Raw genomic sequence first — 19,204 nt, forward strand, 5'->3', positions numbered from 1 at the left:
CTCCAGTTGCGCTCATGAAATCCCGCCAGTGAAGGTATGAGCGCAACTGGAGTTGCGCGCTCCAATGAGGCTCTTACAGCGCCGGCAGATCCGGCGGCGGACGGCGCGCCTGCGTCGCCTGTTCGTAGGCATAGGCAAGGCGCAGCAGCTTGGCCTCGCTCCAGGCGCGGCCGGCGAAGGTGAGGCCCAGCGGATAGTCCGGCGTCTCCGTCTTGCCGACGCCGGAGACGAAGCCGGCCGGCACCTGCACGCTGGGATAGCCCGGCTTGGCGGCGATCGCGGAGCCGCTGGCGCCGGGGAACAGCACGGCGTCGAGCCGGTGCTGGCTCATATAGGCATCCATGCCGCGCTCCTTGGCGGCCATGAGATCCATCGCGCGCGCCGACTTGTATTCCAGTTCCGAGAGATCGCCTCTGGTGGCCTCGGCGGCCAGGAACAGGTCCTGGCCGTAACGCAGCGCCTTGTCGGCGTTGTCCGCGTTGAAGGCGATGATTTCGGCCATCATCTTCATCTGTGTACGGGTCGCCCAGTCGCGCAGGTAGAGGTTCAAGTCGCGCTTCAGCTCGTAGAGGAAGACGATGGATGCAGGACCTGGCGTGCCCTTGCCGGGGCTGAGCGGATTGCGATTGAGCACCGGCATGGTCGTGCCCGGCCCGCCGATCCAGCCGGCCGCCGGAATGGCCGCGCGCACGACCGTGGCGCCGAGGCCCTCCAGCACCTTGATCGCCTGGGCCATCACTTCCTTTGCGCGCAAGGACAGCGGGCCAAAGAACGGATCGTTGAGCGGATCGTCCGGGTCGCTCGGCACGCCGATGCGCGCGCCCTTCAAGCCGTCCTTGTCGAGGTCCGTAGTGTAGTCCTGAGGTCGCTGCAGCAACAGCGTCGCCGGATCGTCCGGATCGCGTGCCGCCAGCACGTTCAGCAGGATCGCCGAATCGCGCACGGTACGGGTCATCGGACCGGCCGTGTCCTGGCTGTGCGAGATCGGGATGATGCCGCTGCGGCTGATCAGGCCAACCGTCGGCTTCACCGTGACGAGGCCGTTCTGGGTGGCGGGGCTGAGTAGCGAGCCCGAGGTTTCGGTGCCGATGGAAGCGGCGCAGAGGCCGGCCGCGACGGCGACGGCGGAGCCGGCACTCGAGCCGCCGGGCAGGACCGCCGGTGCCTCATTGGCCATCAGCCGGGGCGAGTAGGGGTTCCGCACATAACCGGCGATCGAGCTGTAGCCCGACGGCATGCCGACCGCGAGGACGTTGGCGAACTCGGTGAGGTTCGCCTTGCCCAGGATCACCGCGCCGGCGTCGCGCAGCCGCTTGATCACGGGCGCGTCGTCCTTGGCATGGGCGCCATCGAGGGCCAGCGAGCCCGCGGTGGTGGGCTGCTTGTCGCCGGTGGCGATATTGTCCTTCACCAGGATCGGCAGGCCCGCGAGCGGCTGGCTGGCCGACGGCTTCACGGCGTCGAGGCCGGCGGCGATCGTCAGGGCGTCGGGATTGGTCACCCGCACCGAGTTGAGGCCCGGGCCCTGCCGGTCGTAGGCCTCGATGCGGGCAAGGTAGGCCCGGGTCAGCTCGCTCGACGTGACGCGGCCCTGCGTCAGGGCCTCCTGCAGGTCCGACAGCGAGGCATTGTCGACGGCGATCGCGGACTGTGCCGACGCCGTTCCCGCCGCCACCGCGCCCAGCACGACCGGCATCAGCGCGACCTCGCGACGCTTGAGGCCGCTATCGCTCGGCGGGCGAGCGCCCTTGGTCGGTTCGGTCACGGCAATCACCTGTGGTTTTCGCCGCCAAGATTTGCGGCATCTGCATCTTTACAGGATGCGGATGCCCCGCGTCGCGGTTCGCCGCGTTCAGACCTCGCGGGTGTCGAGCATCAGGAGCTGGGCGCCGGCCTGGGCGAAGTTCGCAAGGTCGCCGGCCGTCGCCTGGCCTTCCTTGGAAGCGAAGGCTGCCCCGATTGCCGCCATCGAGTCGAAGGTCAGGATCGCCACCAGGTGATAGGGAGCAGGACCTTGCGGCGTGCCGACCGGACCGTCGTTGACCTCGTAGGAACGGAGGCCCGGGATCGTCTTGGCCAGCGGGACGTGCTTGCCGAAGTAGTGAGCGTCGAAGGCCGCCACGTCAGCGGGCTTGTTGTAGAGGACCACGACCTTTGCCATCAGCTTTCTCCCCCTTGGGTAGCGCATCTGACTGACTCATGCCCGTTACAGTCAACCGCTCCTCGCAGCATCGTGAGGTTCGCCACGCGACCTGCCTCCATTGCATGACGCCTGTACCGTCCTAAACTCGATACAAGTTGAATAGGGGGAAACGATGAAATTCACACGACGGGGCGCGCTCGCTGCGCTCGCGGCCACGGTCTTGGCGACGCCTGTCGCCGCGCAGACCTATCCCGACAAGCCGATTCGCATGATCATCCCGTTTGCCGCGGGCGGACCGACCGATGTGGTGGGCCGCCTGCTGGCGCCGCGCATCTCGGAGATCCTGGGCCAGCAGGTCGTGGTCGAGAACAAGCCGGGCGCGACCGGCAATATCGGGACGGCCATGGTCGCAGACGCCAAGCCCGACGGCTACACGATCTGCTTCAGCGCCTCGACCATGGCAATGGCGCCGGCGCTCTATGGCAAGACGCTGGGCTACGATCCGGTGAACGGGCTGGCGGCCATCGCCTATGTCGCCAGCGTGCCGCTCATCCTGCTGACGCCGATGGACGGCGCCAAGAGCACGACCGAACTCGTCAGCATGCTGCGCAAGGACCCGGGCAAGTATTCCTACGCCTCGTCGGGCAATGGCGGGATGATCCATCTCGCCAGCTACCTGTTCGCGACGCGCGCCGGCGGCGACGCGCTGCACGTGCCCTATCGCGGCTCGGCGCCCGGCATGGTCGACATGATCGCCGGCCGCCACGGCTTCCAGATCGACACCTTGCAGTCGAGCAAGGGCTTCATCGACGGCGGCAAGGTGAGGGTGCTGGGCGTCGCCGCCGACAAGCGCCTGCCGCAGCTCCCGGACGTGCCGACGATCAAGGAGGCGACGGGCTTCGATTACTCGATCAACACCTGGTACGCGGTCTATGCGCCGGCCAAGACGCCGCGCCCGATCATCGACAAGCTGAACGCCGCCTTCAACCAGGCGCTGAAGCAGCCCGATATGATCAAGAAGGCCGACGAGCTCGCCATCGAGCTGGTGCAGTCGACGCCGGAACAGGCCAAGAAATTCTACGACGACCAGATGGCCTTCTGGGATCCCATCATCAAGCAGTCCGGTGCCAAGCCGGAGTAGCGAACGACAAGGAAAGACGGAGAGAGTGATGATCAAGTTCTATTGGAACACCGCGCCGAACCCGACCAAGGTCGCGCTCTGCCTCGAAGAGATGGGCCTGCCGTACGAGCTCGTCCCGGTCGATACCCGCAAGGGCGAACAGCACGCGCCGGAATTCTTGGCGATCAACCCGAACGCCAAGGTCCCGGCCATCGTCGATGACGGCCAGACGGTGTTCGACAGCAACGCGATCCTTCTCTACCTCGCCGAAAAGACCGGCAAATTCCTGCCGGCGAATCGCGGCGAGATGCTCTCCTGGCTGATGTTCGTGGCGACCGGCATCGGCCCTTACTCCGGCCAGGCCGTGCACTTCCGCACCTTCGCGCCAGATCCCAAGGAATATGCCGTCAACCGCTACACATTCGAGGCTCAGCGCCACTGGGGCATCCTCGAGGCGCGGCTGGGCAAGCAGCAGTTCATGTGCGGCGACTACAGCATCGTCGACATGGCCGTCTGGGGCTGGTCGCGGCTGATTCCCTTCGTGTTGGGCGCCGAGGCCCCCAAACAGTATCCCAACCTGCAGCGCCATCTCGCCGAGATCGGTGCACGGCCGGCTGCGGCGCGTGCGCTCGCCCTGAAGGACAGGCACACGTTCAAGACGGAGATGGACGAAGCCGCCCGGCTCGCGATGTTCCCGCATCTGGGCAAGAAGGTCGCCTGACGCATTATCGTCGGGAATGACGGATGGGCTTTGAAATCCACGATCTGCGCGACCGTCTGCATCATGCAGACGGTGTGGCGACGCGGATCTGGAAGGCTTTCTGGGAGCCGTACGGCACCTCCTACGCGCAAATCCGTACCGGCCTCGACGGGTTGCTGAAGGCCACGACGCCGATCCCGTTCGCCATGGTGGCCGAGATCGACGGCACGCTGTGCGGCAACACGCTGGTCATCGAGAACGACGAGGACGCGCGGCCGGCGCTCACGCCATGGATCGCCGCCGTCTGGGTCGACGAGGAGATGCGTGGGCACGGCATTGCCGCTGCGTTCCTGGAAGAGGGCATCCGGCGCTGCGGCGCGCTGGATGTTCCGACCGTCTATCTTTCCGCGCGTCCGCGCATGCACGGCTTCTATTCGACGCGCGGCTGGATTCAGTTGGAGAGCAATGTCGGCAAGCATGCGCTGAACATTTATTGTCGCTCGACATCGACGGCAGGCGAGCGCACATCGGTTTCATGACCGAATCGAGCGTACCGGCGCTGCCGGCCGGGTTTCGTGCGCAGCAGATCGCGACGAAGGGTGCAGACATTCACGTGTGGGTGGGAGGCAAGGGACCTGCAGTCCTGCTGCTGCACGGCTACGGCGAGACCAGCGAGATGTGGGGGCCGATGGCCGCCGCCCTCATGGCGAAGCGGACGGTGATTGCGCCGGACCTGCGCGGGCTCGGCCTCTCGTCCAAGCCGGAGTCGGGCTACGACAAGGCCACCCAGGCACAGGATATCCGCACGGTATTGCAGACCCTCGGCGTCGGCCGCGCCGCCATCGTCGCCCACGATATCGGCAACATGGTCGCCTATGCCTATGCCGCACAGTATCGCAACGATGTCGAGAAGCTGGTCGTCATCGACGCGCCGCTGCCCGGCATCGGCCCGTGGGAGCAGATCCTGCGCAACCCGCTGCTCTGGCATTTCAACTTCCGTGGCCCGGACGCCGAACGGCTGGTCGAGGGACGCGAGCGCATCTACCTCGACCGCTTCTGGAACGAGTTCTCCGCCGACCCGGCGAAGTTCGGCGAGGCGGCGCGCCAGTTCTATGCCGCGCGCTACGCCCAGCCCGGCGGCATGCGGGCGGGCTTCGCCCAGTTCGGGGCCTTCGCCCAGGACGAGATCGACAACAAGCGCTTCGCCGAGACCAAGCTCGCCATGCCGGTGCTGGCGCTGGGCGGCGAGAAGTCGTTCGGCCTGACGATGGCTGCCGTGATGCGCTTTGCCGCTTCCGATGTCACCGAAGGCGTCGTGCCCAGCGCCGGCCACTGGATCATGGAAGAGAATCCGGAGGCGACCGTCGCCCTTGTGACGAAATTCCTCGGCATATGAAGCGCGCAGTTCTCGGTGCGGTGTTGGCGCTCGTTGCGACTGGTGCCCTGGCTGATCCGCCGTCCCAACAACGTAAGCCGCCGGCCGAGTTCGATTTCTCGGGCGCCGCGTCGGCCGGGGCGGGCACATCGGGCATCGCCGCGATCCAGACGGTCGTCCTCAAGGGCGATCCGACCAAGCCCGGCCTCTACACGATCATGCTGCGAATTCCGGCCAACACGCGGATCGCCGCCCACACGCATCCCGACGACCGCATCGGCACGGTGATCTCCGGGACCTGGTACTTCGGCTACGGCAAGGTGTTCGACGCCAATGCCCTGAAGGCGCTGCCGCCCGGCAGCTTCTACACCGAACCACCGTCCGACCCGCACTTCGCCGAGACGCGCGACACGCCGGTCGTGTTGCAGATCACGGGTTACGGACCGACCGGGACGACGTACTGAGCTACATCATTCCCGGTTCGCCGAGGTCCGTGCCGTCGATCATGCGGCTGTAGCGGAAGGGCGTGGGATCGACGATCGGCGGGTCGCCGGCGATGAGGTCGGCGGCGAGCCGGCCGGCGCCGGGACCGATGCCGAAACCGTGGCCGGTGTAGCCGGTCGAGAGGAAGAGGCCGGGCAGGGGATCGACGGGCGAGATCACCGGGATGCCGTCGGGCGTCGAATCGATCAGGCCACCCCAGGCATGCGCCACCTTCAGGCCCTTCAGTTCGGGATAATGATCGCCCATTCGCGTGAGGCCGCGCTCGACCAACACGGGATCGGCAGCGGGATCGAGCGTGCGCTGGCGCTCGAACGGTGATTCGAGGTCGAACGACCAGTTGGCGAAGGACTCCGGGCCTTCGAGGAACGAGCGGCCGATGCCGAAGGTGAGCCCGGCGCGGCGCTTCTTGAAGGTCGGCCAGAATTGGCGGGCGTAGAGCAGGCCCTGCGGCGACAGCTCGACAAGGCCGCGGCCGCCCAGGCCCACCGTGTATCCGCCGTCGAGCCGGCGGCGGATCGTGACGTCGGGCATGGAGAGGCCACCGACTGTCACCTCCGGCGCGGCCACCGTGGCGAAGGAGGTCGAGCGCACGCTGGCCTGTGCGAGCCGCAGATCGTGGCGGCGGCAGAAGAGGGAGCTCCAGGCGCCACCGGCCAGCAGCACCGTTTGCGTGCGGATGATCCCATGCTCGGTGATGACGCCCGCGACCTTGCCGCCCGCAATGTCGAGGCCGCGCGCGGCGCAGTTCTGGTGAAGCGTGGCGCCGAGCTTGCGCGCGCCCTCGGCGATGGCGGGGCCGGCCAACGAGGGCTCGGCGCGGCCGTCGGTCGGCGAGTGCACGCCGCCGATCCACTCGCCGGTACTGCCGGGCGTGAGTTCCTTCGCCTCGGCAGGGCTCAGCACCCGGCTGTGCATCTGGTACTCGCGGGCACGCAGGGTCCATGCCTCCCACAGCGCGAAATCTCCGGGGCGATCGGTGACGTAAGTCAGCCCGGTGCGGCGAAAGCCGGTCTCGGCACCCAGTTCTCGGGAAAGGTCGCCCCAGATCTCCAGGCTCTTCATGGCCAGCGGCAGCTCGCGCAGGTCGCGATGCTGCTGGCGGCACCAGCCCCAGTTCCGGCTGGTCTGCTCGCCGCCGATCACGCCCTTCTCGATCAACGCGATCTTGTGGCCCTTTTTCGCCAGCCAGTAGGCGGCGGTACTGCCGGCGATCCCGGCGCCGATGACCACGATTTCTGCCGATGAGGGTAGCTTCTCGTCGCTGACGACGGGCTGGACGGGTGGGGACATCGACCTTCCTGGGGACTGCACGCGCTGCGGAACAGTGTATCGCACGCTTTACGCGCCGGAACCCGGCGCGGTACCTTCCGCCGCAAAAGAGGAGCCCCCAATGGACCTGACATTCGGCAAGGAAGAACTCGCCTTCCAGAGTGAAGTGCGCGACTGGCTGAAGGAGAACCTGACGCCCGAGATCGTGGGCGAGATCAAGGTCGGCCGGAACGCCTATCTGCCGAAGGAGCGCCTGATCGACTGGCAGAAGCGGCTGGCCAAGAAGGGCTGGCTCTGCACCGGCTGGCCGAAGGAATTCGGCGGCCCGGGCTTCACCACGACGCAGAAGTACATCTTCGAGATGGAGCTGGCGAAGGCCGGCGCGCCGGGCACCTCGCCGTTCGGCCCCAAGATGTGCGCCCCGGTGATCATGAAGTACGGCTCGGCCGAGCAGAAGGCGCGCCACCTGCCGCCGATGCTGAACTCCGACCTGATCTGGTGCCAGGGCTATTCCGAGCCGGGCTCGGGCTCCGACCTGGCGTCGCTGCGCACCAAGGCGGTGCGCGAGGGCGACTTCTACATCGTGAACGGCCAGAAGACCTGGACAACCCTGGCGCAGACCGCCGACTGGATCTTCTGCCTGGTGCGCACCTCGAACGAGGGCAAGCCGCAGGAGGGTATCTCCTTCCTGCTGATCGACATGAAGACGCCGGGCATCTCGGTCGAGCCGATCATCACCGCCGACGGCAACCGCGCCGGCACGCAGGAAGTGAACTCGGTCTTTTTGACCGACGTGAAGGTGCCGATCGAGAACCGCGTGGGCGAGGAGAACAAGGGCTGGACCTACGCCAAGTACCTGCTCGAGTTCGAGCGCGGCGGCAATCCGTACAGCCCGCGTCTTCGCTCCGGTTTCGAGCGGCTGAAGCGGCTGGCGCAGTCGATGCCGGAAGGCGAGGACTCGATCATGGCCGACGCGGCCTGGCGCGAGAAGCTCGCTCGCATGGACATCGAGATCTCGGGCCTCGAGATGTTCGAGCAGGAGTTCTATTCCAAGCTCGCTTCGGGCCAGAACCCGGGCCCGCTCTCATCGATGATCAAGCTGCGCGGCACCGAGGTGATGCAGCAGGTCCAGGAATACGCCGTCGAGGCCGCCGGCTATTACAGCCAGCCGTTCCCCGAGCAACGCGCCTGGAACGCCAATGTCGAGCCGATCGGCCCCGAAGGCGCCGACGTGCTGGCGCCGCGTTACTTCAACGGCCGCAAGATGACGATCTACGGCGGCTCGTCGGAAGTGCAGCGCGGAATCATGTCCAAGGTGATGCTCGGCCTTTAGGCCGAGCATCACCCCGAGCGTAGCGAAGCGAAGTCGAGGGGTCTCGTCTCCCTCGTCACTGTCCTTCGGAATGAAAAGAGGTCTCTCCGCTGCGCGCCTTCGGCGCTTCGGTCGAGACGACGGGAGTATGAAATGCGTCTAGCCTTCAACGATCAGGAACTGGCCTTCCAGCAGGAAGTCCGCGACTGGATCACCAACAACATGCCGGCCGAAGTGGCGGAAGAGAGCCGCCGCAGCCGCACCAGCCACGTTTCCAAGGAGCGGCTGGTACAGTGGCAGAAGAAGCTGGCGAGCCGGGGCTGGCTCTGCCCGAACTGGCCGAAGGAATATGGCGGGACGGGCTGGACCTCGACGCAGAAGTTCATCTTCGAGATGGAGATGGCACGCGCCGATTCGCCTTATCTCTCGTCCTTCAGCATCAAGATGGTGGCGCCGGTCCTGATGAAGTTCGGCAGCGACGCGCAGAAGAAGCGCTTCCTGCCCAAGATCGCCGCCGCCGAGGAACTGTGGTGCCAGGGCTATTCCGAGCCGGGCTCCGGTTCCGACCTTGCGAGCTTGCGCACCAAGGCCGAGCGCCAGGGTGACCACTACCTCGTGAACGGCCAGAAGATCTGGACGACCAACGCCCACTTCGCCGACTGGATCTTCTGCCTCGTCCGCACCTCCAACGAGGGCAAGCGCCAGGAGGGTATCTCCTTCCTGCTGATCGACATGAAGACGCCGGGCATCACGCTCGACCCGATCTACCTGGTGGATGGAACGCGCACGCCGATGCGGCACGAGGTCAACCAGGTCTTCTTCACCGACGTGAAGGTGCCGGCCGAGAACCTGGTGGGCGAGGAGAACAAGGGCTGGACCTACGCCAAGTACCTGCTCGAGTTCGAGCGCGGCGGCCAGGCCTTCGGTCCGCGCCTGCGCAAGGCGTTCCGCCATCTCCAGACCCTGTCCAAGAAGCAGATGACCGACGGCGAGCCGCTGTCGGCCAATCCGAACTGGCGCGAGAAGATGGCCGCGGTCGAGATGGAGATCGACGCCGTCGAGATGAACGAGCTGATGTTCTACTCGAGCCTCAAGACCGGCGATGCGCCGGGCAACATGGGCTCGGTGGTGAAGATGCGCGGCACCGAGGTCGGGCAGAAGGTGACCGAACTCGCGGTCGAGGCTGTGGGCTGGTACGGCACGCCCTTCACCGAGCTGCGCAACTACGACAGCAACGTCGTGCCAGTCGGCGGCGAATATGTCGACGACGTCTCGCCGCGCTACTTCAACACCCGCAAGACCACGATCTACGGCGGCTCGTCTGAAGTGCAGCGCAACGTGCTCGCCAAGGCGATGCTCGGCCTCTAGCGGCGTATCGCAACGACGCCTTCCGTGCGCGCCCTGACTTCGGGCGATGCGAGGCACAAGGCCAGCGCTTCGTAGCCCGGCCTGCCGGGGTGAGGTGTGACGCGGAAGGGTGGCGCGTGGTTGGCGGGGCAGAAGAGGATCGCTTCGTCGAGCCCGATCGCGTCGAGATCCAGGATCGAGTTGGACCGCGTCATCACGAAGAGCGGCGGCGTGCCGGGGCCGCGGCGGCGCAGGTGGGCGATCAGCGCTTCCTGTGTCGGCTTGTCGAGTCCTTGTTCGATCAGATCGACGACGATGGGCTTCGATGTTTCGAGGCCGCTCAGAAGCGCCTGCAGGGCCGAAGAGTCGGTCGCGCCGTCCTGCTCGAGCAGGGCGACCATCGGTTCGATCTTCCACAACAATGACGGATCGGCTGTGCGGTCGAGGCCGAGGAAGACACCACCGAGTTCTTCGGCGATCCGCATCGCCAGCCGCGTCTTGCCGCTGCCCAGTGGTCCGGTGATGTAGGTGAGGGGGCGGATGTCGCGTAGCTCGAAGAGCTCGCCACCCCAGGGCCAGGGGAGCTCGAAGGCGACGTGGAGCCCGGGCGTCGGTGCAAGCTTGCGGGCGAGATCGGTCGCGGTCGGCGCGTCGCCGCGCGCGAGGTCGCTGCGCAGATCGCGCACCCGATCCATCGCCGCGACCAGCTCGCGAAGGCGCGCTTCGAGGGTCGCCTGGTGGGCGGCCAGTGCGGGCTCGAGGCCCTTCGCATCACCGTTCAGCACGCGCGCCACCTGCGCCAGGCTGAAGCCCAACGCGCGCAGGGCGACGATTTCCGACGCCCGCTCCATGTCCTTCGGACCATAGGCACGCCAGCCGGCTTCCGAGCGCACAGGGGCAAGAAGGCCGCGCTGCTCGTAGAGCCGCAGGGCCTTGGCGGAGATGCCGAGACGCCGCGCGGCGTCGGATGCATTCAGGAATTCGCCGGAGACATTCACGATCCACCTCATTCGTCGATCGCAACCTTATGAAGGCAGCCCCAAGGGCCGGGTCAACAGGCTTTTCCGTCCACAGCGGCAGCTAAGTGGGGCACAATCGACGAAACCAATCGAGGATACAGCGACATGGACTACCGCAATCTCGGCCGCGCCGGCCTGAAAGTCTCCGAGATCTGTCTCGGGACGATGACCTTCGGCAACGGGGCCGACCAGGACGGCACCACGAAGATGGTGAACGCCGCGCTCGACGCGGGCGTGACCTTCTTCGACACGGCGAACTCCTATGTCGGCGGCACGTCGGAGACGATGCTGGGCGTGGCGCTGAAGGGTAAGCGCCAGGACGCCATCATCGCCTCGAAGTTCTTCAATCCGATGGGCGGGCGGCCCAACGATTCGGGCATGTCGCGGCTGCACATCAAGCAGCAGATCGAGGGGTCGCTGAAGCGCCTGCAGACTGACTACATCGACGTCTATTTCATCCATCACGTCGACCATGCGACGCCGCTCGAGGAGGTGCTGCGCGCGCTCGACGATCTCGTGCGCGACGGCAAGATCCTCTACACCGCCTGCTCCAATTTCGAGGCCTGGCGCCTGATGGAGGCGCTGTGGATCAGCGACACCAAGGGCTGGGAACGCTTCTCGGCCTACCAGCCGCAATACAGTCTCGTGGTCCGCGACATCGACGAGGAGATCGTGCCGGCGCTGCAGCTCAAGGGGCTGGGCTGCGTGGCCTGGTCGCCGCTCGGCAGCGGCTATCTCGCCGGCAAGTACACGCCGGGCAATCTCAAGGTCCAGGGCAGCCGCTCGGCCGAGGGCTGGGGATTCCAGAGCAAGTTCTTTGCGCCCAACCACGGCGAGATCCTGCAGACCCTGCTCGACACCGCGAAGGAACTCGGCAAGCCGCCGGCCGAGGTCGCGCTGCGCTGGGTGATGGACCAGCCCTTCATGACAAGCGCCATCGTCGGCGCCCGCAATGCCGAGCAGCTCGGCGAGACGTTGAAGGCCGGTGGCTGGCGCTTGCCCGCCGACGCGCTTGACAAGCTGAACAAGGTCTCGACCCAGCCCCACAAGTACCCGCGGGCCTTCGAGGATCCGATGCCGGCACGACGCGCCGGTGCCTTGAAGATGCCGGGGATGAAGAAGGATTAGCAGGCTGTCGAAAAGTCGGAGTCCTGGCGCGTAAACGAAACAAAGGAAATAAACGAAACAAATGAATCGGAGGCGACGGCTCCTGAATCACGTGTCTCGGTGCGTTGACGGATCAATGGAGCGCGCCACTCCAGTGGCGCTCAGTCCTCGCGGGTAATCGAGAGCGAGCGCCACTGGAGTTGCGCGCTCCATGAGATCGACGCCTACTCGATCGCGATCAGGCGGCCGTCCTGTACGCGGCAAAGGCCCTTGTCGGACGTCGAGGGGCTGCCGGCCAAGGTCAGCATGTCGGGCACGTAGATCGGCCGGCTGTTGGCGAAACCCGCCGTTGCGACGAGGCGGGCCTGCTTGCCCGCCTCGGCCTGTGAGTAGACGAGCGTCACGCCGTTGATCAGCGCGTATTCGTCGGGCCAGACGAGCCGCAGGACGGTGACGGGCCGGCTGCGTTCGTCGCGCGCGGTCCATCGTTCGACCTTGGGCGGCGGGCTGGCCTTGCCGACGCCGCGATGGACCGCGCCGTCGAGAGTTATGCCGGTCTGGGTCATTTGGTCGAGCGGCAGCATGGTGCTGATCTCGTCGCTGTTCTGGCCGACCCAGATCTCCAGATGCGGCTGGTGGATCCATGAGCCGCCGGAGGGAGCCGCGGCCGGTACCGGATCGAAGACCTGCACGATCAGCGTGTTGCTGCCGACGCCGATCGTCCTGATCTCGGCCGCCTGGTCCGCCGATGCCGGGTTGCCCCAGACGACGAAGCCATTGTCGCCGGCCGTCGTCATGCCCGGGATGCAGTTGCCGAGCGCGGTGCCGGCGGGGATCGTGGCCTTGCCGGGCAGGCCGGGCGCGACCACCGGATAGGCGCCGACCGTCTCGGCATCGGTGCGGGCCGCGAAGGTCTGCGGCGGCTTGGGCCAGAGCGGGCAGCCCATGCCGATGTCGCGAACGGTGCTGTCCTTGCCCAGCGCACGCACGAGCCGTGTCCGGTAGTCGATGTCGGTCAGCGTGCCGCTCTGCTCCGAGACATTGTGGTAGCTGCAGTCCTGCTCGGTCACGGCGCGGAAGGGTGAAAGCGAATAGGTGACGTCCATCGACCAGCGCCACGACGAGCCGCCATACTGGCGATGGACGAGGCGATTGGGACCGACCTGGACCTCGTCCTCGCCGACTCCGGCCATGCCGTAGCCGTCGTTGCAGAGCTGCAGGACCTGCATCGGTGCTGCCGTGCCCTGCAGCAGCCAGTATTCGACGCCGCCGTCGCGCGCATTGCCGTTGATGCAGCCTTCGTCCTGGTCCTTGGGCTTGTCGGCGAGACCGAGGCGGATCTCGACAACGGAGAGCGGCCTGTCGTTTGGCGATTTGCCCGCGTCATAGGTCTTCTCGACCTTGCAGCTCGTGCGCTGGCCGCAGATCGCCGCCGTCTGCGCGGCATCGGGCGCGGCGAAGGCGGCGACGGGTAGCAGCAGAAGCCCGGACGCGAGGAGCAGGAGCTTCATGGCGGTCATCCCGCCATCACGGTCTCGCCCACGATCTGCGTGCGGTGCATCAGCCGGCGCAGGCTCTCGTCGAAGGCGTCGCGGCGGTGCATGACGCAGCGATTGTCCCACATCACCAGGTCGCCGGCGCGCCACTTCTGGTACCAGGCGAACTTCTCCTGCGTGGCGTGGGCCCAGATCGCATCGAGCAGCACCTCGCTCTCCTCGACCTCGAGCCCATGGATATAGGCACCGGGCCGGCGGCCGAGGAACAGCGCCTTGCGGCCGGTGACGGGATGCAGGCGGACGAGGGGATGCACGGCGCCCGGTGTGTGACGAACATCGATCGTGCTCTGGAAGCCCTTGCGCAGTTCGCCGGCCGAGTTACGGCTGGAATCGTGGATGCAGGTCTTGCCCTCGATCGCGCGCTTCAGCTCGGGCGACAGAGTCTCGTAGGCCGCGTACATGTTGAGGAAGCCGGTATTGCCGCCGTCGGCCGGCACTTCGAGCGCGTAGAGCAGGGAGGCGCGCGGCGGCAGCGTATTGTAGGACATGTCGGTGTGCCAGACGAGCTCGTAGCTGCCGAGGCTGCCGACCGCCTTGCCGTCCTTCTTGACACTGGCGATGACGGCCACCCATTCGCGGGCTTCGTCGATCACGTCAGAGTTCGCGCGGTCGAGGCTGGCGGCCGAGATCGGCACCCGGTCGAGCTCGCCAAAGCGGGCGCTGAACTGCATCAGCATACGGTCGTCGAGTTTCTGGCCGGAGAAGCGCAGCACCAGATGTTCGCCCCAGGCCTCGGCGATGCGGGCAAAGACCGCGTCGCTGACCGGCTTGGAGAGGTCGACGCCGTGCACGTCGGCGGCGAGCGCCGCACCGGTCGGCTGGATCCACAATTCGCTCATCGGGAACGCTCCTTCATCCGTGCATGGTGAGGCCACCGGAGACGCTGATTGTCTGACCGGTGATGAAACTCGCGTCGTCGCTTGCCAGGAAACAGACGGCGCCGGGAATGTCCTCCGGCTGGCCGACCCTTTTCATCGGAATGGCACTCACAAGTGCCGCCCGCACCTTCTGGCCGCGCTCGTCGTCGCCGGCGACGGCCGCTAGCAGCGGCGTGTCGGTCGGGCCAGGGCAGACGGCGTTCAGGGTGATGCCCTTGCGCGCGACCTCGCGCGCCACCGTCTTGGTGAAGGCGATGATGCCGCCCTTGCAGGCGGAATAGACCGCTTCCTGCGAGGAGCCGACCCTGCCGGCATCCGAGGCGATGTTGACGATGCGGCCGCCGCCGCGCGCCACCATGCCCTTCAGCACGAAGTGGCTCATGTTGAGCGGTCCGCGCAGGTTGATGGCGATGAGCTGGTCCCAGAGGTCGGGCGTGGTGTCGACGAAGTTGGCGAAACGGTCCCAGCCGGCGTTGTTCACCAGGATGTCGGTTGGACCGGCCTTGGCTTCGAAGTCGGCAATTGCGGCACCGACCGCTGCGTAGTCCGCAATGTCGACGCCGCATGCGTGGCCACCGATCGCTTCGGCGAGCCTCTTCGCGCCGTCGAGGTTCTTGTCGAACACGCCGACACGGGCGCCGTAACCCGCGAAGCGGCGACAGATGGCGCTGCCAATAGCGCCCGCACCGCCGGTCACGATGACGCTTTTTCCTTCGAGTCCGCGCATACTCCTAAACCTCCGGCATCATCGTGAGCGCAGTGAAGAGAAGGATCCTTCGCTGCGCTCAGGATGACACCGTTCTCTGCATCGACGCACTGCGTAACTCCCCGATCGTGTCATCCCGAGCGTAGCGAGGGATCCTTCCTCGGTTGGTCAGATCGGTGAATAGGGATCGAATTTCGGCTTGCGCTTCTCCAGGTGCGAGGCGAGGCCCTCCTTCACGTCGGGGCCGACGAAGCCCAGCATCTCGAGGCCGAGCGAGGTGTCGAAGGTCGGGCCCATCATGCGCAGCCAGTTGTTCAGCGCGTACTTGGTGAAGCGGATCGAGGTCTGCGCGCCTTCCGCCAGCTTGGTCGCGACCTCCAGCCCCTTGGCTTCGAGTTGCTCGTCCTCCACGCAGAGCGAGACCAGGCCGATACGCTCGGCTTCTTCACCGTCGATCGCCTCGCAGAGCAGCAGATAGTACTTGGCCTTGGCCATGCCGCAGAGCAGGGGCCAGACGATGCAGGCATGGTCTCCGGCGGCGACACCGAGACGGGTGTGGCCGTCGATGATCTTGGCCTTCTTCGAGGCGATCGAGACGTCGGCCAGGATGCCGGCGACGAGGCCCGCACCGACGGCAGGACCGCGGATGGTGCTGACGATCGGCTTCGAGCAGTTGATCACGTTGTAGACGATGTCGCGCGCTTCCTTCCAGGTACGTAGCAGCGCGTTGTGGTCCTTCATGTTCTTTTCGATGATGTCGAAGTCGCCGCCGGCCGAGAAAACCTTGCCGCCGGCGCCCTGGATGATGACGCAGTTGACCGTGTCGTCACCGTCGATGTCGCGCCATACGTCGACCAGCTCGCGATGCATGATCGCGTCCGTCGCATTGTATTTCTCGGGCCGGTTCATGGTGACCCTCAGCACCTTGGGATGCGGGCGGTCGAACAGCAGGCGCTGGTAGCGATTTTGCCAGTCGGACATGGGCTTTCCTCCGTTGGCTGGAGGTTAGCACGGCGATCCGGCACCCCAAGCTCCCTGTCCGCATCGAGAAAATGGCATGCCGATTGCGTCCTGACTGCAACGCGGGAAAACAGTGGGGGCGATCATGCGGGCGATGAAGTGGGCAATCGGGGCCGCGGCGACGGCGCTGCTTTCGCTTTCTGCTCAAGGCCAGGCGCAGACCATCCGCGCGGTCATGCATGCGGACATCAAGATCATCGATCCGATCTGGACCTCGGCCTACAACGTCCGCAACTACGGCTACATGGTCTATGACACCTTGCTGGCCATGGACGAGAACCTCGCGGTCAAGCCGCAGATGCTCGAAGGGTGGAATATCAGCGACGACAAGCTGACCTACACCTTCACCCTGCGCGACGGGCTCAAGTTCCACGACGGCGCGCCCGTCACCTCCGCCGACTGCATCGCCTCGCTGCAGCGCTGGGCGCCCAAGGACGCGATGGGCCAGAAGCTCTTCTCGCTGGTGAAGGAGCTGAAACCGGTCGACGACAAGAGCTTCACCATGGTGCTGACCGAGCCCTACGGCCTGGTGCTGGAGTCGCTCGGCAAGCCGAGCTCCACCGTGCCCTTCATCATGCCCAAGCGCGTGGCCGACACGCCCAACAACGTGCAGATCAGCGATCCGACGGGCTCCGGTCCCTTCGTCTTCCGCAAGGACCTGTGGCGGCCGGGCGAGAAGACCGTCTACGACAAATTCAAGGACTACAAGCCGCGCGCCGAACCCGCGTCGGGTCTGGCCGGCGGCAAGGTCGTGAACGTCGACAGGGTCGAATGGCTCAACATCACCGACGCCCAGACCGCGGTGAACGCGCTGCTGAGCGGCGAGATCGACTATATCGACCAGCCCGAGATCGAGCTGCTGCCGCTCTTGGCAAAGGACAAGAACATCGTCATCGGCAACTACAACAAGTTGGGCGGCCAAATGAACCTCCGCTTCAACACGCTGCACAAGCCGTTCGACAATGCGAAGATTCGTCAGGCCGCACTCTATGCGCTGAACCAAAAGGACTTCCTGATCGCGGGTTTCGGCGACGAGAAGTACTACAAGGAATGCAAGGCGCTGTTCATCTGCGGCACCACCTACGCCACCGACAAGGGCTTCGAGGACAAGATGAACTCCGACTTCGCCAAGTCGAAGGAGATCCTGAAGCAGGAAGGCTATGACGGCACGCCCGTCGTTCTGCTCTTCGCGACCGACACCCAGACCGGCCGGCTGACGCCGATCGTCAAGTCGCTGCTGGAGCGGGGTGGCTTCACCGTCGACATGCAGGCGATGGATTGGCAGACCGTGCTGTCGCGCCGCACACGCAAGGAGGCGCCGGACAAGGGCGGCTGGCACGCCTTTATCACCACCTGGGTGTCGGCCGACCTGCTCGATCCGATCATGATGTCCTACATCGCCGCGACCTGCGAGAAGGCCAATGTCGGCTGGCCGTGCGATCCGCAGATGGAGAAGCTGCGCGATGCCTTCTCCCGCGCGACGACCGATGCCGACCGCAAGGAGCTGGCGGTTGCCATCCAGGTGCGCGCGTCGGAGTATCCGATGTACGCCAATCTCGGCCAGTACATCATGCCTGTCGCGATGCGCACCACGATCACCGATCAGCTGGCGGGGCCGGTGCCGATGTTCTGGAACATGAAGAAGAAGCAGTAGGCCGCTGACTGCAGAGGCGGCTGCAGACAAGACGTCAAAGGGGGAAACGTTGACCATCGTGATTCACAACGCCGCCATCGTCACCGTCGACGATGCGGACAGCGTTCATTACAACGCCGCCATCGCCATCGAGGGCGATCGCATCGCTGCGATCGGGCCCAGCGCCGAGATGCTGGCAAGCTATCCCGATGCCGAGAAGATCGACGGCAGCGGCAAGCTCGTGATGCCGGGCTTCGCCAACATCCACACGCATTTCACCATGACCCTGGCGCGCGGCGTGTTCGAGGACCTGTCGCCCTCGCACAAGCCGCCTTTCACCGGCGGCCTGTCGCCGATCCCGCTGCCCGACATGACGCCCGACGAGCGCCGCGCCTTCGCGTTGCTCGGCGCTCTGGAGGCGCTGCGCAGCGGCACGACGCATGTGCTTGAGGATTCCAACGATGTCGACCACTATGCCGGCGCGCTGGCCGACACCGGCATGCGCTTCCTGCTGGCCGAGCGCGCCTATGACCGTATCGGCACCTCGATCGGCGATCCGGCCCCGTACCAGCTCGACCGGGCGCTGGGGCAGAACCACATCAAGAACATCGAGCGGAACCATCGCGACTGGAACGGCAAGGCCGACGGGCGGATGCGCATCGCCATCTCGGCCTGGGCGCCCGACATGTGCTCGCCCGAGCTGCTGCAGGACCTGAGCGCGCTGCAGAAGCAGCTCGACACGCGTATCACCATCCATCTCAACCAGATCTGGGGCGAGGTGGCCGCCGTCCGCGCCCATCGCAACCGCCTGCCGACGGAGTACCTGGCCGATCTCGGCTTCCTCAACGACCGCATCATCTGCGCCCATTGCCGCTGCATGGAGCCGTCGGAGGAGAATCTTTTAGGCGAGGCCAAGGTCAACGTCTCGTTCAACTCCGCCATCGCCGCGCGCCGCGGTCTCAGCCCGCGAGTCGCCGATCTCGAAAAGTACGGCTGCAACGTCGGCATGGGCTCCGACAACATGGCCGAGGACATGGTCGAGGTGATGCGCACCGGCCTGTTCATGGAGCGCGTGCGCCGCGAGGACGGCCGCGAGCCGACGCCCGAGCGGGCGCTGCGCTGGGCGACGCGCAACGGCTATCGGGCGCTGGGCGTTCCCGACGGCGGCTGGCTGGCGCCGGGCAACAAGGCCGACCTCGTCGTGATCGACCTGCAGCGCGCCCACCTGATCCCGGTGCTGCGCGTCGTCTCCGACTTCGTGCACAACGGCCAGGCCCGCGACGTGCAGTCGGTGATGGTCGACGGCAAGTGGCTGATGAAGGACGGCGCGGTCCTGACGATGGACGAGGAGAACATTCTGCGCGACGCCCAGGGCATCGCCAACGAGGCCTGGTCGCGGACGTTCAAGACGCGCTTCAAGCCGCCGGCAGGCTTCTCGCCCGACGCTTTGCCTTAGTATTGGAGCGGGGTAGCCCCGTGGTGCGGCTCTATCGCTGTCTCGTTTCTCCCTGCTTC

18 protein-coding genes are annotated in these 19,204 nt (G+C 66.0%); 10 read left to right on the plus strand and 8 right to left on the minus strand.

Annotated features, from left to right (window positions below; translation table 11 throughout):
• Window positions 1-73 precede the first annotated feature (73 nt).
• Together AC1ROX_RS07745 and AC1ROX_RS07750 are read right to left on the minus strand one after the other, a co-directional pair.
• Window positions 74-1,765, minus strand: a complete 1,692-nt coding sequence (locus tag AC1ROX_RS07745) for an amidase family protein (RefSeq protein ID WP_493124073.1) — start codon at window positions 1,763-1,765, stop codon at window positions 74-76.
• A gap of 87 nt (window positions 1,766-1,852) precedes the next feature.
• The gene (locus AC1ROX_RS07750) at window positions 1,853-2,161 is read right to left on the minus strand and encodes an EthD family reductase (protein ID WP_493124075.1); all 309 of its coding nucleotides are present in this window, start codon (window positions 2,159-2,161) and stop codon (window positions 1,853-1,855) included.
• A 154-nt stretch (window positions 2,162-2,315) separates the two neighbouring features.
• On the opposite strand from AC1ROX_RS07750, the gene AC1ROX_RS07755 reads away from it, so the two are divergent.
• Genes AC1ROX_RS07755 through AC1ROX_RS07775 form a run of 5 tightly spaced genes read left to right on the plus strand, consistent with a single transcriptional unit; the run spans window position 2,316 to window position 5,802 of the window.
• Window positions 2,316-3,284 carry a Bug family tripartite tricarboxylate transporter substrate binding protein gene (locus AC1ROX_RS07755; RefSeq protein ID WP_493124077.1) on the plus strand — a complete coding sequence of 323 codons (969 nt, stop codon included), beginning with the start codon at window positions 2,316-2,318 and terminating at the stop codon, window positions 3,282-3,284.
• A gap of 28 nt (window positions 3,285-3,312) precedes the next feature.
• On the plus strand, window positions 3,313-3,984 hold the full coding sequence (locus tag AC1ROX_RS07760; RefSeq protein WP_493124079.1) for a glutathione S-transferase family protein: 672 nt from the start codon (window positions 3,313-3,315) through the stop codon (window positions 3,982-3,984).
• Window positions 3,985-4,007: 23 nt separating this feature from the next.
• Window positions 4,008-4,502, plus strand: a complete 495-nt coding sequence (locus AC1ROX_RS07765) for a GNAT family N-acetyltransferase (protein WP_493124081.1) — start codon at window positions 4,008-4,010, stop codon at window positions 4,500-4,502.
• On the plus strand, window positions 4,499-5,359 hold the full coding sequence (locus AC1ROX_RS07770; protein WP_493124083.1) for an alpha/beta fold hydrolase: 861 nt from the start codon (window positions 4,499-4,501) through the stop codon (window positions 5,357-5,359). The genes AC1ROX_RS07765 and AC1ROX_RS07770 overlap by 4 nt, the downstream gene beginning before the upstream one ends.
• Window positions 5,356-5,802 (plus strand): cupin domain-containing protein, encoded by a 447-nt coding sequence (locus tag AC1ROX_RS07775; protein ID WP_493124085.1) that lies wholly within the window; start codon window positions 5,356-5,358, stop codon window positions 5,800-5,802. The genes AC1ROX_RS07770 and AC1ROX_RS07775 overlap by 4 nt, the downstream gene beginning before the upstream one ends.
• A 1-nt stretch (window position 5,803) precedes the next feature.
• On the opposite strand, the gene AC1ROX_RS07780 is transcribed toward AC1ROX_RS07775, so the two are convergent.
• Window positions 5,804-7,132, minus strand: a complete 1,329-nt coding sequence (locus tag AC1ROX_RS07780) for an NAD(P)/FAD-dependent oxidoreductase (protein WP_493124087.1) — start codon at window positions 7,130-7,132, stop codon at window positions 5,804-5,806.
• Between the two features lie 100 nt (window positions 7,133-7,232).
• On the opposite strand from AC1ROX_RS07780, the gene AC1ROX_RS07785 reads away from it, so the two are divergent.
• Together AC1ROX_RS07785 and AC1ROX_RS07790 are read left to right on the plus strand one after the other, a co-directional pair.
• Window positions 7,233-8,444, plus strand: a complete 1,212-nt coding sequence (locus tag AC1ROX_RS07785; RefSeq protein ID WP_493124089.1) for an acyl-CoA dehydrogenase family protein — start codon at window positions 7,233-7,235, stop codon at window positions 8,442-8,444.
• A 132-nt stretch (window positions 8,445-8,576) separates the two neighbouring features.
• Window positions 8,577-9,791 (plus strand): acyl-CoA dehydrogenase family protein, encoded by a 1,215-nt coding sequence (locus AC1ROX_RS07790; RefSeq protein WP_493124091.1) that lies wholly within the window; start codon window positions 8,577-8,579, stop codon window positions 9,789-9,791.
• Here the strand turns inward: AC1ROX_RS07790 and AC1ROX_RS07795 are convergent.
• The gene (locus AC1ROX_RS07795) at window positions 9,788-10,768 is read right to left on the minus strand and encodes a MerR family transcriptional regulator (RefSeq protein WP_493124093.1); all 981 of its coding nucleotides are present in this window, start codon (window positions 10,766-10,768) and stop codon (window positions 9,788-9,790) included. The genes AC1ROX_RS07790 and AC1ROX_RS07795 overlap by 4 nt on opposite strands.
• Window positions 10,769-10,894: 126 nt before the next feature.
• Between AC1ROX_RS07795 and AC1ROX_RS07800 the strand changes: the two genes are divergently transcribed.
• Window positions 10,895-11,917 (plus strand): aldo/keto reductase, encoded by a 1,023-nt coding sequence (locus AC1ROX_RS07800; protein ID WP_493124095.1) that lies wholly within the window; start codon window positions 10,895-10,897, stop codon window positions 11,915-11,917.
• A 203-nt stretch (window positions 11,918-12,120) separates the two neighbouring features.
• Here the strand turns inward: AC1ROX_RS07800 and AC1ROX_RS07805 are convergent, their stop codons facing one another.
• The 4 genes from AC1ROX_RS07805 to AC1ROX_RS07820 form a co-directional block, all read right to left on the minus strand.
• Window positions 12,121-13,407 (minus strand): hypothetical protein, encoded by a 1,287-nt coding sequence (locus AC1ROX_RS07805; protein ID WP_493124097.1) that lies wholly within the window; start codon window positions 13,405-13,407, stop codon window positions 12,121-12,123.
• Window positions 13,408-13,412: 5 nt separating this feature from the next.
• On the minus strand, window positions 13,413-14,291 hold the full coding sequence (locus AC1ROX_RS07810) for a TauD/TfdA dioxygenase family protein (protein ID WP_493124099.1): 879 nt from the start codon (window positions 14,289-14,291) through the stop codon (window positions 13,413-13,415).
• Between the two features lie 13 nt (window positions 14,292-14,304).
• The gene (locus AC1ROX_RS07815) at window positions 14,305-15,057 is read right to left on the minus strand and encodes an SDR family oxidoreductase (protein WP_493124101.1); all 753 of its coding nucleotides are present in this window, start codon (window positions 15,055-15,057) and stop codon (window positions 14,305-14,307) included.
• A 147-nt stretch (window positions 15,058-15,204) separates the two neighbouring features.
• The gene (locus tag AC1ROX_RS07820; RefSeq protein ID WP_493124103.1) at window positions 15,205-16,017 is read right to left on the minus strand and encodes an enoyl-CoA hydratase/isomerase family protein; all 813 of its coding nucleotides are present in this window, start codon (window positions 16,015-16,017) and stop codon (window positions 15,205-15,207) included.
• A gap of 124 nt (window positions 16,018-16,141) precedes the next feature.
• Between AC1ROX_RS07820 and AC1ROX_RS07825 the strand changes: the two genes are divergently transcribed.
• Complete coding sequence (locus AC1ROX_RS07825; RefSeq protein ID WP_493124105.1) at window positions 16,142-17,710, plus strand: ABC transporter substrate-binding protein; 1,569 nt, start codon at window positions 16,142-16,144, stop codon at window positions 17,708-17,710.
• A gap of 58 nt (window positions 17,711-17,768) precedes the next feature.
• The gene (locus tag AC1ROX_RS07830; RefSeq protein ID WP_493124517.1) at window positions 17,769-19,145 is read left to right on the plus strand and encodes an amidohydrolase family protein; all 1,377 of its coding nucleotides are present in this window, start codon (window positions 17,769-17,771) and stop codon (window positions 19,143-19,145) included.
• Window positions 19,146-19,204: the final 59 nt, after the last annotated feature.

The organism is Reyranella sp. GW821-FHT14A01, assembly GCF_058803965.1.